Origin of the sequence: Psychrobacter cibarius (assembly GCF_016107535.1) — a bacterium.
GTDB lineage: Bacteria > Pseudomonadota > Gammaproteobacteria > Pseudomonadales > Moraxellaceae > Psychrobacter > Psychrobacter cibarius.
The window spans coordinates 35,103-49,940 of record NZ_JABASQ010000004.1; the positions used below are offsets into that span (position 1 = coordinate 35,103).

The following is a 14,838-nucleotide window of genomic DNA, read 5'->3' on the forward strand; positions in this document are numbered from 1 at the left end:
TTAAAGCTTATCTCATTAGAAACGGAGATAAATGTTTGAGCTGGACAGACTAAGGTTAATGAGACCATCCCATATTCTGTGTAACAGCCATTTAGATTAAATGCTTACTAATACGCTCATCAAATATAATCACTCTTATATGAATAAGGGCGGTTGTTTAGTGAGGACTTGAACTTTATCCTGTAGACTAATAGTATCAATGGTTTAAGAACAAAAAAGGCTCTGCGTCGGTTGCGCTAATGTATGGGTGGTTTAACAATAAAATATCTCAAAAATACAGCAAATTTACGAGCTGTGGTATAATTCGTATTACAAAACGAGCCAATAAAAGCGCATATAAAACCAGCACATTGCTGCCATAGCGCTATAGCCCATTTATCTTTTACCCATTAAGACTTTTTTATGTCCAAAATTTCGTTTGATGCCCAGTCTATTACCAACAGCCTACGCGCTGCCAAACACCAACCGCGTAAGCGCTTTGGTCAAAACTTCTTACATGATCGCAGTGTCATCCGTGAGATTGTTGAGAGCATTCGCTTAGAGCGCGATGACAATTTGATTGAGATTGGGCCAGGGATGGGCGCACTGACTGAGCCATTATTGGCAGAAGTAGATGCGATGACTGTGGTCGAGCTGGATCGTGATTTGGCAGATAGCCTGCGTATTCGTATCGGTGCCAACAGCCATCCAAACTTTACGATCATCAAAGACAATGCCATGCATGTCGACTATCGCGAGCTGTATAGCGATGAGCGTGGCAAGCTCCGTGTGGTTGGTAATCTGCCGTATAATATTTCTACGCCTATCTTATTTCATTTGCTCAGTTATGCCGATGTGATTCAAGACATGCACTTTATGCTGCAAAAAGAAGTGGTCGAGCGTATTACGGCGGATGTCGGTAGCAAAACTTATGGTCGCCTATCTGTCATTATGCAGTATCACTGCCATACCGATTATCTACTGACCGTACCACGTGGTGCTTTTAATCCGCCACCAAAAGTAACCAGTGCGGTTTTTCGTTTGACGCCGCATATCATTAAGCCAGTCGTCGCGGAGGACGAAGAGTATTTCGCGCTTGTGGTACGTGAAACCTTTAACCATCGTCGTAAGACGCTACGTGCCATCTTTAAAAAATCAACGTTGCTACCGACATTGAGCGAAGAAGATTTTGCAGCGTGTAGCATCGACCCACAAGCACGTCCTGAAGTCTTAAGTGTGAAGGATTTTGTGAATTTGAGTAATCAAGCGCGTAAAGTAGAGGTTTAAATCGAGTTACTGCCGATTCGTCGTCAAAGACATTTATATGGAAATGACGATATAAGATTTTCACATATAACTATCACGTAAAGACACTGAGGATTTATGAGATTTCGCCATCAGTATGTCATCGGTGACCTGCAAGGTTGCTATGCGGCATACCTTCATTTACTTGAAATATTGGATTTTGATCCTGCACAAGACAAGCTATGGTTTGCAGGGGACTTGGTGGCACGTGGTGAAGACTCGTTAAGTACCTTGCGTCATGTCAAAGCACTTTGCGAGCAAGGGGCAGCCGCGACAGTACTCGGCAATCATGATATCAATTTGATCGCTGTCTGGCGCGGTGCGGCAAAGATTAAAAAAAAGGATCAGACAGCGCCTATTTTTGCTGCCGATGATTGTGATGAACTGCTTGAATGGCTACGTCATCAGCCAGTATTGGCTTTTCCTGATGAGCAGACGGTATTGGTTCATGCTGGCATTCCACCGCATTGGACGGTTGAGGCGGCCGCAAATCACGCGCAGCAGTTAGAGTCACAATTGCAAAGTAGTTTAAAACAGCTGGATCGTCTATTGCCGAATTTATATAGCAAGACTGCTGATGACTGGCATCCAGATATTAGCGGCTTTACCAAAATGCGTGCAATTGCCAATTATTTCACTCGCATGCGGCTGTGCAAACCAGATGGCACGTTAGAATTTAGCTTTGCAGCAGGGTTAGAAGCGTCTATGCCAGAGGGTTTTTTGCCTTGGTTTGAATGGCAAGTACCGCGGACTCGCAAGGTATTATTTGGGCATTGGGCAGCGCTGAAAGGTGAGGTAGACTTACCGTATGCGCGTGCACTTGACGGCGGCTGCGTTTGGGGTAATGATCTATTGGCTTATCGCTTGAGTGATGGAAAAATCATCAGGTCAAGTGCGCACTGCTTACAGCCAGAAACATAATATTAGGGCATGGGCTCATTTCTATCTCCGTTTTTAAGATGAGGGCACGCCGCAACTATTTGGCTTATCCAAACGATTTGTTAAACCACCAAAACCTTCCCATTAGCTGGGTAGGTTCGGTGGTTTTTTGGGTTTAGGTAGTGAGGTTTTAGCATCGCCTGTGGCCTTATTTTCAGGGTTGCTGTTATCGTTTTCAAGATGGGCAGTCGTCTCATTACCCTCAGTAAAGGCGTTATGCGCTTTATCATATTGAATATCACTACTATAAGGAACGCTATTGAGCTCCTCATCTATCAGCCCATCATCGAGCTCAATGGTTTTTTTGGTACTGATATGATTGGTGGTGCTGTGTGTTTCCCGACTTTTTAGCGCAGCGTCAGTGTCAGCATTTGAGATGTTATTATCGTAATCTATATCTGTGATAGCCTGTTCATTTTGCATGCTTTTTTGCTTGGATTTAGGTAGGATTTTTACATCAGACAAACGGCGCACGACATAATTATTGGGAATAGTTTGTCCTCCTTTATGAGCGCTGGTATCGTCAAAAATCATATGTCCTTGGCTGTCGATACGAGCATACTTCATTGGCTTATCACGTGGCCAGAAAAAGTCTGAAGGATGGGTAAGCATATGGCTGAAAAGCTGCTTGGTTAAACGGCTCCATTCCATGAATTTGACTTCTTTAGAGCGTAGTGCCACAAATAAGGCGAGCGAAAAGCTGACCATGAGGTTCACCATGCCGATAAGGGCAACGCCTAAAATAGAGATAAACACAATCTGCCAATCCCACTGGTTGGCAGATATATTAAACAGTCCATGCGCCAAATTCGCCGAGGCAAACGCAATGTGGCGAATATCAATCGGTAAGCCAAATAAATAGCCAATTGTTGCAGTACTACCTAAGAACACCCCGAACAAGAAATTGCCCATAATGGCGCCAAGGTTGGCTTCTATAAAACCGCCTAAACGCTGTAACCAACTTTTTGGTAGTAGGTATTGAAGTAGCTTGTGGCGCTGAATACGGGCACCGATTTGGTTGTAGACTGCCAAGTTATCGTAGTAACCAGCAATAAGACCCGATAAAAATAAATAGACGCCAGCAATGGCCGCGTGGGGCAATGCCAGTGAGTGAAAGGGGTCAAGATCATGCAGTAAGTGTGCAGCCTTATCGGTATTGATCATCGGCGCACCAGTATATTGTAGCCATGCAAAAGAGATAATCAGAGCGACTGGTATCGCTAGCATGATATTACCCATAATCGCCACAAATTGGGTACGTAAAATATCGACCACCAATTCTGATAGTTTATTTAACTGGTGTGACTTTTTGCCAGAACCGTCCGAGATAGTAGAGGCGATTGCCGCCGCCGTCATAGCAGGCTGCTTGGTAGCAACCGTACCATGAACGATATGGATAAAGACAAAACCCAATCCATAAATCATACTATTTACAAAGGCGCGTCCCATCGGTGCGAGGGCTAGGTTATAGGCTAATATCTTAAGCGTTGCCATAAAAGCAATAATAAAACCACCGATAGAGGCTTTCTTGAACATTTTTTGGTAACCCGATTTATCGGTACTAATATAATGTTCACCCACGCGGCTGGCATTTTCAGTGACTTTGCGCGACAGCAGCTTGGTATTATTGTCAATTAAGTATCCAATACTATAACGGCGGCTCGCAGTGGTAATCAGCGCTTGAATCAACTCAATGAGCGCCTGATCGCGCTTATCATAATTATCTGCTACCAGTTCAGTTAAGATGCGCATACGCTGCAAGCTTTGGTCTAAACGCAGCATCATGTTGGTCAGGCGAATAGAGATTCCCGTTTTATAAATGCGCTTGCGTATGGTGGCAACGATATCTTCGCATTGTTCAATCATGACCAGTAACGGCGCAGGATCTACCGCTTTTTCGGGCGTGATATCCGTTAAAGTATCAAGCTCATGCGCTTCTCGGTACTGATTGACGTATAAGACCGCCTCTTGATTTTGTGCCACAAATGACGCTGAATAATTCAGCATTTGCGGATAAAATTCCATCAAATCTGGATGCAAGCCAATACCGCTGATACGGTATGACAAAATGATAATCGCGTTCAAAATACTGTTTTTTGCTGTCGCAACTAAGTTTAAATGCTGCTCATCGACTTTGAGTAGCTCAACCAGTTCATCCCATTTGTCTTTTTTAATATTGGCAAGCCAGCGCTCATCAGAGCGTTTATCAAATAAATAACCGACCAATTCTACGACAGAATCTTCTTGTGGCAATAGCGGTAAAAAACGGTGCCCGATAAGGCGACGTAGACTATTAAAAAAGCCCTGATCCGACATGATGCCGGTATCGGTATATAAAGCAATTTGGCGATATTCAATAATCAGTTTTAAGACGAAACTTGACAGTCCATCTGCATATTCTGGATGTTGACGTAAAATGTCAATCAGCTCTTGAATGTTTTGATTGGCTAATGTGGGCTCTTTATCACTCACTCGTAGCTCATCGATTAGGCGCTTGAGTACCGCAGGATCTGGCACATCACTTAAGGCTGTAATCTGTTGTAAAATGTGTTTTATTTCTGACACATTGCATCCCTTGTGGTGGTTATTTCAATCATTGTTATTATTGAGTATGAGCAAAGATATAAGTGCTTTGAATGGCTATATTGGCTATCAATGTCGCGATATCTAGCACTATTGATGATTAGGTTTCTAATTTACAGCTCACTAATTTGGAAGTTATTGGTTCAGAGCTTATTGGTTTAGGCGTTAAAGATATTTGTACCAATCTTAATGTTGTGACTTTGCGTTATTTTAATCGTAACAATGCCTGAGCGGTTAATTATTTTGTTAGCAGTTATTTTGTGGCGCTCATTATATCGATTGTGGAAACCATCGCTGTGATGATATTTTTGGCAAAAAAAGGGACAGTAGCGTGACTGTCCCCTTATCGTAGTGCGGTATTGCCTACTTTATTATAAAAGTAAGAAATTAGCTAGCAGGTACATCAAAGTAACTAAGATCAAAGTTCATCATTGGATCACTACCAGCTTTAACCATTTGTGCATGAGCATCAATGCGTGGCAAAATACGCCCGACGAAATAATCGGCAAGCTTGGCTTTATTGGTATAAAACTCACCTTCTTTACCGTTAGCGGCTTCTACCATCAACGCAAACATGTACGAATAAGCGAGGTAACCAAAGGCATGCATGTAGTCAACGGCACAGCCATTGACTTCGTTTTTACGCTCGCCAATGTTGCTAAGCACAGTGTTGGTCAATGCTTCAATCGTGTCAGCAGCATCTAGCGTTGCTTGCTTGATACCATGATCTGCTTGCATGTTATTGACGAAATCACGAATTTCACCTAAGAAATGGGTAACGTATTTGCCGTTATTTTTCGCCACTTTACGACCCAGCAAGTCAAGTGCTTGAATACCGTTGGTGCCTTCATAAATCTGGGCAATACGGGTATCACGAACGATTTGCTCCATACCCCATTCGCGGATATAGCCATGACCGCCAAATACTTGCTGGCAATCAATAGTGGCTTCTAGTGCTTTGTCAGTCAAGAACGCTTTAGCAACTGGCGTTAGTAGCGCAACGCGTGCAGCGGCAGCTTGAGCAGCTTCTGGATCGGTACTAAACTTCTCTTCGTCAAGATTTTTAGCCACATACATGGCAAAGCAACGTGAGGCTTCAGTATTGGCTTTGGCATTTAATAGCATACGGCGTACATCGGCATGATGAATGATGGCATCCGCTGGCTTTTCTGGGCTTTGTAGTTGGGTATCGCTACGACCTTGACCACGATCATTGGCGTATAGCGCTGCGTTTTGGTAAGCAAGCTCAGAACCACCAAGGCCTTGCAGACCCATGGTGACACGCTCATAGTTCATCATGATAAACATTGATGACAGACCCGTGTTTTCGGCACCAACCATCCAGCCTTTAGCGCTGTCAAAGTTCATGACACAAGTGGCTGAGGCTTTGATGCCCATTTTGTGCTCGATAGAGCCGACTGCTAAAGTGTTACGCTCGCCTAAGCTGCCATCTGCATTGACCAAAAATTTTGGTACGACAAATAGCGAAATACCTTTTGAGCCTTCTGGCGCGTTAGGGGTTTTTGCCAATACCAAATGAATGATGTTTTCGGTTAAGTCATGCTCGCCGCCAGTGATAAAGATTTTGGTACCAGAGATATCATAGCTACCGTCATCATTAGGGATAGCTTTGGTTTTGATGATACCCAAGTCGGTACCAGCATGTGGCTCTGTCAAGCACATGGTGCCAGCCCATTCGCCGTTGTACATTTTTTCTAAGTAAGTTTGCTTTTGCTCTTCAGAGGCAGCCGCGTTTAGGCACAGTGTTGCACCAACGGTCAGGTTAGGGTAGAGAGCGAATGATTGGTTGGCAGTGAATACCATTTCTTCAGTCAACATGGTCACCATTTTTGGGAAACCTTGACCACCGTATTCAGAATTACCGCTTAAGCCAACCCAACCTGATTCAGCATACTGTTTATACGCTTCTTTAAATCCAGTAGGAGTCGTGACGACGCCATTACCTTCAAAGGTTGCACCTTCTTCATCGCCGCTGCGGTTGATTGGCAAAAGAATGTTTTTTGACAGTTTTGCCATTTCTTCCAAAATCATATCGACTGTTTCCATATCGACATGAGCTAAGTTTTCGTTGTTTTGCCAAAATTTAGGCGCGTTAAATACATCATTTAAGATAAAGCGCATGTCATTCAGAGGGGCATTATAAACAGCCATAAACATTCCTTTGGTTCAAATAAATAAAATTAAAGTTGTTAAAGATATCAATTGTTCTTTTGGTCTAACCTTAGCGGTTAATAATCAAAGTTTAGCAAATAAGCTTGCGCACGGGTGTGTTTCTTCGTGAATTGTGCGTACACCAAAAGTATTGATAAAGGATAGCCTTTATAAAAATAAGGATAGATTTTTAGAAAAGGTTAGATTTCTTGAAAGTGTTGACTCTACTCGTTATTAATTTTAATAGCGCTAAGAAAATCGGCAACACACCTGAGTATGTTGCCGATAAAAATACAGTATTAGCAGTATTTAACGTCTAATTAAAAAGCGAACTGATCAACGTCCATGCTCATGTATGGTTCAACACCAGTGCTGATACGCTGTACGTGAGTGGTGGTACGTGGCAATAGCTTAGCAAAGTAGAACTGCGCGGTTTTTACTTTCGCGTCGTAGAAGGCTTGTTCGCTAGTACCGTTAGCAAGTTCAGTTTGTGCTACTAATGCCATGCGTGCCCATAAGTAGGCTAGCGTCACATAACCGCTGAAATACATGTAATCAACCGCAGCACCGCCAACCGCATCTGGGTTTTCAGTGGCTTGCATGCCGATGCGTGCAGTCAAGTCGGCCCATTCTTTAAGGTGTTTGGAAAGTGGGCGAATAAACTGACCCATCTCGTCATTTTCTTTGTTTTCTTCACAGAATGTTTGGATGATTTTGACGAAGTTTGCAAGCAGTTTGCCTTGTGAGCCCAATACTTTACGACCTAGTAGATCGAGTGCTTGGATTTCAGTGGTACCTTCGTATAAGCAAGCAATGCGTGTATCACGCACGTTTTGCTCCATGCCCCATTCGCTGATAAAGCCATGACCACCATAAACCTGTACGCCATGGTTAGCCGCTTCTAGACCAGTTTCAGTTAAGAACGCTTTAGCAATAGGTGTCAATAGTGACAACATTTGATCAGCAAATTTAAGCGCATCGCCTTCGCCTTTTGCGACGGTATCGGCAAAATGTGAGAGGTAGTAGACTAAAGCACGACCACCTTCAGCAAAGGCTTTTTCAGTCAACAGCATGTTACGAACCGCTGGATGTACAATGATAGGGTCAGCGACTTTTTCAGGGGCTTTAACACCAGATAATGAACGCATTGCTAGACGATCTTTGGCATATGTTAATGAGCCTTGGAACGCATATTCTGCTGCTGTTAAACCTTGCACTGCGGTACCAATACGCGCCACGTTCATAAAGGTAAACATGCACTGTAGACCACGGTTTTCTGGGCCAATTAGATAACCTGTTGCGCCATCAAAGTTCATCACGCAAGTGGCTGAAGCTTTGATACCCATTTTGTGTTCGATAGAGCCACAAACGACGTTGTTGTTTTCACCTAGGCTACCATCTCCGTTGACCGTTACCTTAGGAACGATAAATAGTGAGATGCCTTTTGTGCCAGCAGGCGCGCCTGGTAGACGAGCCAATACAATGTGAATAATATTGTCCGTTAAGTCATGCTCACCAGCTGAAATGAAGATTTTTTGACCAGTGATGCTATAGCTGCCGTCTTCTTTAGGCTCGGCTTTGGTGCGGATAATACCCAGATCAGAACCTGCATGTGCTTCAGTCAAGCACATGGTGCCTGACCATTCGCCGCTGACCATTTTTTCTAGGTAGGTTTGTTTTTGCTCGTCCGTACCGTGATGCTCGATGGTTTGAATGGCACCATGCGATAAACCAGGGTACATAGAAAATGACCAGTTAGCCGTACCAACCATTTCATTAATGACGGTTGATAATGAGAACGGCATGTTTTGACCACCGAAGTCTTCTTCAGCAGACAACGCTGGGAAGCCAAGCTCACAATACGCTTTGTATGCTTCTTTAAAGCCTTTTGGCGTAGTGACTTGACCATTGTTAAACTGGCAACCTTCAGCGTCACCACTTTGATTCAATGGTGATAGCTCATTTTCAGCAAAGCTTGCAGCCATCTCAAACAGGCTATCCATTAGCTCGCGATCCGCTTCTTGGAATGCTGGCAGGGTTTTATAATGGCTTTCGCTGTCGAGTAACTCATGCATCACGAATTGAATGTCACGTAAGGGCGCTTTGTATTGCATAACTTCCTGTCCTTTTGAGAATATAACCAATCATCATCAAGGGTAGGCACATGACTGCACTGTTACTTAGTGCACAAGTCCAGCCCATATTAATCTAACGAGCCCAAATAAATGCTAGGCAATAATGCAGATTGACGATGTTGTCGGCTATATAAAATAGTATTGAAAAGAATGGCGATGGTCAGAGTAAGCTTGAAACTTAATAAGCTCTAACAAATTCACTATAAAAGATAGGCTTTCAGAGGGGATTATACAAGTTTGGTGACAGCACTGATAAGTCATGAACCTATCTTGCATCGGTTATACAATCGACGTTAGGCGTTAAGAGGAAACGCGAATAACCATATGAAAATACTAATGATACTGGATAAATAAACATCCGTTAAATGGGGTTTATTTGGCGGCGTACTGCTGAATCAACATCTCAGTCGCAGCCTCTGCTGGCACTGGTTTGCCAAACCAATAGCCTTGTCCCTGTTGACAGCCCATTTTTAGCAACACATCTCGCTGTTGTTCGGTTTCGATACCTTCGGCGACTACCTGCATATCAAGTGCCATCGCCAAGTCTAAAATAGCTTTTACAATGGCATGTTGGGTACGATCGGTGTCGATGTTGGATATAAAACTTTTGTCAATTTTAATGAAATCAAACGGATATTCTTGTAAGTAACTCAAAGAGGCATAACCAGTGCCAAAGTCATCCAATGCCAGACAAATTCCCAGCTCTTTGAGCAGAGTAAGCTGTTTTTTGACATTTGAATGTCGCTGAATTAAGGATGATTCGGTGACTTCAATATGTAGCTGATGCGCAGAAATATGGTGTTGCACCAGTAAACTGCTCACCATCTCAGAAAACTCAGGGTGGCTAAATTCGGCGGCATCTGCATTGATACAGATATGTTGACAAAATCCTTGCTGTTGCCAAGTCGATAACTGCTTAGCAATTTGAACCGCCATGTGCGAGAACAGCTCAAACGACAGTTTATGAGTGATAATGGCATTGATAAAATGTATCGGCTTTAGCAGTCCGCGAGTCGGGTGTTGCCAACGTACCAGCGCTTCAAAACCAATAATGATGCCAGTAGCCAACTCAAACTTTGGTTGATAATAAGGAACAAATTGATTTTCAGTGGTGGCGGCTCTAAGTTCTGCCTCTAACTGCAAGCTACCCGCAGTGGCTTCGTCAATGGCCGTATCATACCAGCAAATGTCATCACCGCCTTGCTGCTTGACATAATGCAGGGCTTTTTCAGCCTTGGTCAATAATCCTGTCACTTCGTCGTCGTTAGTGGGAAAGTAACTGACCCCGACGGAAATATGACAATAAATCTTGGCATCTATCGCAGTGTTTTCATCTAAGGAGAAGGGGCGTTCACACATTTGCATCAAGCTATCTAGCTGATGACGTACCATATTAGCGTCATTGGATTCGAATAATAATGCAAAATCATCGCCGCCAAAATGGGAAAAACACTGTAAATTATCGAGCTTAAGGTTCTTCAGGCGTGTGACAAAGTTCTTTACCAAGGTGTTGATGCCGTCAGGGCCAAGCAAGCTTGCTAGATTGCGATAACGGTCAATATTAAAGCGCACAATCACGACTTCTTGATAGCTGTCCAACAATAGGTCGCTTGTCTGACTCAAGAAAACTTTACGGTTTGGTAACCCAGTCAATTGATCATAATTGAGTAAATGAGCCACCTGCTTTTGATCTTTGACGACCGCGGACATATCACGCACCATACCGATATAGTAAGTTCTATGATTGACACAGATTTTGCGATAAGTCATGTGACAGTCAAGTATTTGTCCATAACGGTTCAGCATCGAAAAGTCGTTTTCATAAAAACCATTGCAGTCTAGATGGTCAGTGATATCTGCTAAAACGGCCCTTTCTTCATCTGATAAAAATTCTGCTGCATAAACACCAAGTGGTCTGCCAAGCAAAAATGATTCACTGTAGCCAATGATAATCTCATAACTGGCATTGATCGATAGATAACGTAAATGGGCATCCAAGATGAATATGGCATCATCAAGTTGCTCGCATAACTCGACCAGCAGTTGCTGCTTGTCTGCGATTGGAATAGGGGCGAAAGCAGTCATAGTTGGACTCATCATATCGAAATATTGCAGCAGTTAGGATTACGCATAGGGTATTTACCCATAATAGCTCAAAGCATGCAGAGTCGCCAACGCCACCACGGGTGCGGTCTCGGTGCGTAAGATTCTTGAGCCAATTTGCCAAGGTTCAAAACCAGCTTTGGCTGCTTGCTGGCATTCATCAGCACTCAGACCACCTTCAGGGCCTATTAGCAGCTCAATATAAGGAGACTGTTGCGTTAAGACTGTTGGTAGCGACCTAGGCATTGCTGGTTGTCCTGCAGCTGGTACGCTCAGTTGCAGACGCAAATCTGCTGGTTGTTGTAATATTTGATAATAAGGGTCTTGGCTAAGGGTTGTGACAATAGTACTGGTAGTAGGAGGGCGCACGTCCATTTGCGCATCGGAAGAGTGGGTCGCTGACTTTTGTAACCAGTCATTTATGGACACAGGCGCAATAATAAGCGGTGGACGGTTAAGACCGCATTGTTCACACGCGGCAATGGCAACTTGCTGCCAATGTGCCAGTTTTTTTTCTACTTGGGCAGGCTTTAGATTGACCTCGCCATGATGGCTACTTAGCAATTGAATGGCAGTGACACCAAGCTCGGTGGATTTTTGAATCGCATAGTCCATGCGTTCACCGCGGCTCATCACTAGACCGATTTTAGTGAAGACAGCGGCACTTCGGTCAATATCTACATGTGCTAATAATGTCACAGTGGCGTGTTTTTTACTGATGGTATCGAGCTGCACCTGATACTCGCCGCCAAAGCCATCGAATAATATGCCTTGATCGCCAATATTGGCACGCAATACACGGCACCAATGATGGACGATACTCTCTGTTAATTCGGCACTATCTCCAATAGCCAAGGTGCTAAGTTGAGGATGGAGTGAGCTTCTTTCATCACTGATGTCATTGCTGGTGTCATAAAAAAAACGTCGCACAGTTGCTTAGTCCTATTGTTTGAATAATATTTTCAAATATCTTAGCAGAATATCGTTTGAGAGGGTAAAGGGATTATCTTTAGTAGAATTTGCATTAGTGCAATTCTTATACCAAAAAGACTGGCGCTCCTAGGAACGCCAGTCTTTAAAAAATACATTCGATAAATACGATGAGCAATTAAGCTAAGCCGAGTGCTTCAACCAAGCGCTTGTTTGGCTCAACCTTATTCATGCTATAAAAATGCATGGCAGGTACGCCCTCAGCAATTAAGCGCTCGCATAAACGATAGACGACATCAAAACCAAATTCACGAATGGCTTTGCGGTCATCGCCAAAGTCAGACAACTGCTTACGTACATAACGCGGAATATCAGCGCCACAGCTATCGGCAAAGCGTACCAAATTACTTGAGTTAGTAATTGGCATGATACCAGCGATTAAAGGCTGAGCAACCGTATCGATACCACGCTTCTCTAAGGTATCACGCAAATATAAGTAACTATCAGCGTTATAGAAAAACTGAGTAATCGATGCATTAGCACCCGCTTGGTATTTATTGACCAAGTTGTCAACATCAAACGCAAAGCTACGCGCTTGTGGATGCATTTCAGGATACGCTGCGACCTCGATATGGAAATGATCGCCTGAATATTCACGGATAAACTTCACCAAGTCTAACGCAAACGGCAGCTCGCCCATACCGACTTGACCTGATGGTAAATCACCACGCAGGGCGACTAAGCGCTTGATACCCAAATCTTTATACAGATCGAGCAATTCAGCGATTTCCGCCTTATCATCACCGATACAAGATATATGCGGCGCAATATCAGTATCGCCGCGTGCGCATAGTGCTTGGACGATATCTAAAGTGCGATTTCGGGTTGAGCCGCCAGCACCGTAAGTCACCGAAAAATACGCAGGTGATAGCTTATTCAACTCATCATAAGTACTGAGTAGTTTTTCATGACCTAGCTCGGTTTTGGCAGGGAAAAACTCAAAGGAGAAAGCAGGCTTAGTCACAGTCTGGCTCCTTTTAGTATTTGTAAGCGTCAGGCTTAAATGGACCTTCGACAGGCACACCCAAATACTCTGCTTGTTTTTCAGTTAGCTTCGTTAGAGTACCGTTAAAACCAGCAACCATCGCCGCAGCGACTTCTTCATCGAGCTTCTTAGGCAGTACTTTTACATATAAGCTGTCAGTACGTGCGTCGGCTGGCAAGTCTGCGAATTTCTCGTCAAACAAATACATTTGAGCCAATACTTGGTTGGCAAATGAGCCGTCCATCACGCGCGATGGGTGACCAGTGGCATTACCAAGGTTAACCAAACGACCTTCAGCAAGCAAAATCAAATAATCATTTTCGTCGTCCGAGCGGAAAATTTGATGCACTTGTGGCTTAATCTCAACCCAGCGCCAGTTATCACGCATGAATTGGGTGTCGATCTCAGTATCAAAGTGACCGATGTTACAAACAACCGCACCAGGCTTAAGGGCTGCTAGCATATGTCTGTCACAAACATGGTAGTTACCAGTAGTAGTAACAATCATGTCAGTGTCTTCAAGCAGACGGGTGTTGATGTTTTCTGCGCCGCCAGTGTTATCACCATTGATGTAAGGTGACAATACTTCAAAACCGTCCATACATGCCTGCATGGCACAGATAGGATCAACTTCTGAGACACGTACGATCATGCCTTCTTGACGTAAGCTTTGTGTAGAGCCTTTACCCACATCGCCATAACCGATGACCAAAGCGCGACGACCAGCAAGGAACATGTCAGTTGCACGTTTGATAGCATCATTTAAACTATGACGGCAGCCGTATTTGTTGTCGTTTTTAGACTTAGTAACCGCATCGTTAACGTTGATAGCGGGAACTTTAAGTGTGCCTTTATTTAGCATTTCGACTAAGCGATGGACGCCAGTAGTGGTTTCTTCTGAGATACCATGGATGCTGTCAAGAAGCTCGGCATAATCATTATGAATCAATGCAGTTAAATCACCACCATCATCTAAGATTAAGTTGGCATCCCAAAGCTGACCTGACTCTTCGCCGCCAACGTGGATTTGTTGACGTAAGCACCATTCGTACTCTTCTTCAGTTTCGCCTTTCCAAGCATAAACAGAGATGCCAGCAGCAGCAATAGCCGCAGCAGCATGGTCTTGGGTTGAGAAGATATTACATGAGGTCCAACGTACTTCAGCACCTAGCGCGACGAGTGTCTCGATAAGAACGGCAGTCTGGATGGTCATGTGGATACAGCCAGCGATTTTTGCGCCTTTAAGCGGCTGATCGGCTTCGTAGCGACGACGCAAACCCATTAGGGCAGGCATTTCAGCTTCGGCAAGGGTAATTTCACGGCGACCGTAGTCAGCAAGACTGATGTCGGCGACTTTATAGTCAGTGAAAGAGGGGTCGATCGTATGGGCAGATGGGGTGTTAGACACTGCGTCCATAATATGCTCCTATCAGTGGTTAAGGTATGATAAAAAGAATAAAAACGCAGGTGTCGTTATTTGCGCTGTGAGCGACCAAAATAGGGCGATCGACAGTTAACCGAGCCTAACATAATGATTGATTAACATGGCTTTGAAGCCTAGATGCAATAATCAATTATTATGGCGCAACACCTCTCGGAGGGTGTCATTGTAATAGATGACAGATAAAATGTCACCCATAAAAAAAG

9 protein-coding genes are annotated in these 14,838 nt (G+C 43.9%); 2 read left to right on the forward strand and 7 right to left on the reverse strand.

Annotation, left to right across the window (positions count from 1 at the left end; genetic code table 11):
- Positions 1-402 precede the first annotated feature (402 nt).
- Complete coding sequence (gene rsmA / locus JFC08_RS04425) at positions 403-1,266, forward strand: 16S rRNA (adenine(1518)-N(6)/adenine(1519)-N(6))-dimethyltransferase RsmA (RefSeq protein WP_060491043.1); 864 nt, start codon at positions 403-405, stop codon at positions 1,264-1,266.
- Positions 1,267-1,362: 96 nt separating this feature from the next.
- The gene (locus JFC08_RS04430; protein WP_198329853.1) at positions 1,363-2,205 is read left to right on the forward strand and encodes a symmetrical bis(5'-nucleosyl)-tetraphosphatase; all 843 of its coding nucleotides are present in this window, start codon (positions 1,363-1,365) and stop codon (positions 2,203-2,205) included.
- 102 nt (positions 2,206-2,307) lie between these two features.
- Here JFC08_RS04430 and JFC08_RS04435 read toward each other — a convergent pair whose 3' ends face one another.
- The 7 genes from JFC08_RS04435 to ahcY all read right to left on the reverse strand — a co-directional run bounded on the left by JFC08_RS04435 (position 2,308) and on the right by ahcY (position 14,608).
- The gene (locus tag JFC08_RS04435) at positions 2,308-4,788 is read right to left on the reverse strand and encodes a site-specific recombinase (protein WP_198329854.1); all 2,481 of its coding nucleotides are present in this window, start codon (positions 4,786-4,788) and stop codon (positions 2,308-2,310) included.
- Positions 4,789-5,193: 405 nt separating this feature from the next.
- Entirely contained in the window at positions 5,194-6,978 is a 1,785-nt protein-coding gene (locus tag JFC08_RS04440) for an acyl-CoA dehydrogenase C-terminal domain-containing protein (RefSeq protein ID WP_060491046.1), read from the reverse strand.
- A gap of 320 nt (positions 6,979-7,298) precedes the next feature.
- Positions 7,299-9,092: an acyl-CoA dehydrogenase C-terminal domain-containing protein gene (locus tag JFC08_RS04445; RefSeq protein ID WP_198329855.1), complete on the reverse strand. Its 1,794-nt coding sequence runs from the start codon at positions 9,090-9,092 to the stop codon at positions 7,299-7,301.
- Positions 9,093-9,485: 393 nt separating this feature from the next.
- Positions 9,486-11,198: a putative bifunctional diguanylate cyclase/phosphodiesterase gene (locus JFC08_RS04450; protein WP_198329856.1), complete on the reverse strand. Its 1,713-nt coding sequence runs from the start codon at positions 11,196-11,198 to the stop codon at positions 9,486-9,488.
- A 54-nt stretch (positions 11,199-11,252) separates the two neighbouring features.
- Complete coding sequence (locus JFC08_RS04455; RefSeq protein WP_198329857.1) at positions 11,253-12,146, reverse strand: 16S rRNA (uracil(1498)-N(3))-methyltransferase; 894 nt, start codon at positions 12,144-12,146, stop codon at positions 11,253-11,255.
- Positions 12,147-12,324: 178 nt separating this feature from the next.
- Positions 12,325-13,170, reverse strand: coding sequence for a methylenetetrahydrofolate reductase (locus JFC08_RS04460; RefSeq protein ID WP_198329858.1), 846 nt, complete (start codon positions 13,168-13,170; stop codon positions 12,325-12,327).
- 13 nt (positions 13,171-13,183) lie between these two features.
- Complete coding sequence (gene ahcY / locus JFC08_RS04465; RefSeq protein ID WP_198329859.1) at positions 13,184-14,608, reverse strand: adenosylhomocysteinase; 1,425 nt, start codon at positions 14,606-14,608, stop codon at positions 13,184-13,186.
- Positions 14,609-14,838 lie beyond the last annotated feature (230 nt).

Bases quoted from the DNA above. Each gene is read 5' to 3' on its own strand.
- rsmA (WP_060491043.1), top strand. From the start codon at position 403: ATGTCCAAAATTTCGTTTGATGCCCAGTCTATTACCAACAGCCTACGC.
- JFC08_RS04430 (WP_198329853.1), top strand. From the start codon at position 1,363: ATGAGATTTCGCCATCAGTATGTCATCGGTGACCTGCAAGGTTGCTAT.
- JFC08_RS04440 (WP_060491046.1), bottom strand. From the start codon at position 6,978: ATGGCTGTTTATAATGCCCCTCTGAATGACATGCGCTTTATCTTAAAT.
- JFC08_RS04445 (WP_198329855.1), bottom strand. From the start codon at position 9,092: ATGCAATACAAAGCGCCCTTACGTGACATTCAATTCGTGATGCATGAG.
- JFC08_RS04450 (WP_198329856.1), bottom strand. From the start codon at position 11,198: ATGACTGCTTTCGCCCCTATTCCAATCGCAGACAAGCAGCAACTGCTG.
- ahcY (WP_198329859.1), bottom strand. From the start codon at position 14,608: ATGGACGCAGTGTCTAACACCCCATCTGCCCATACGATCGACCCCTCT.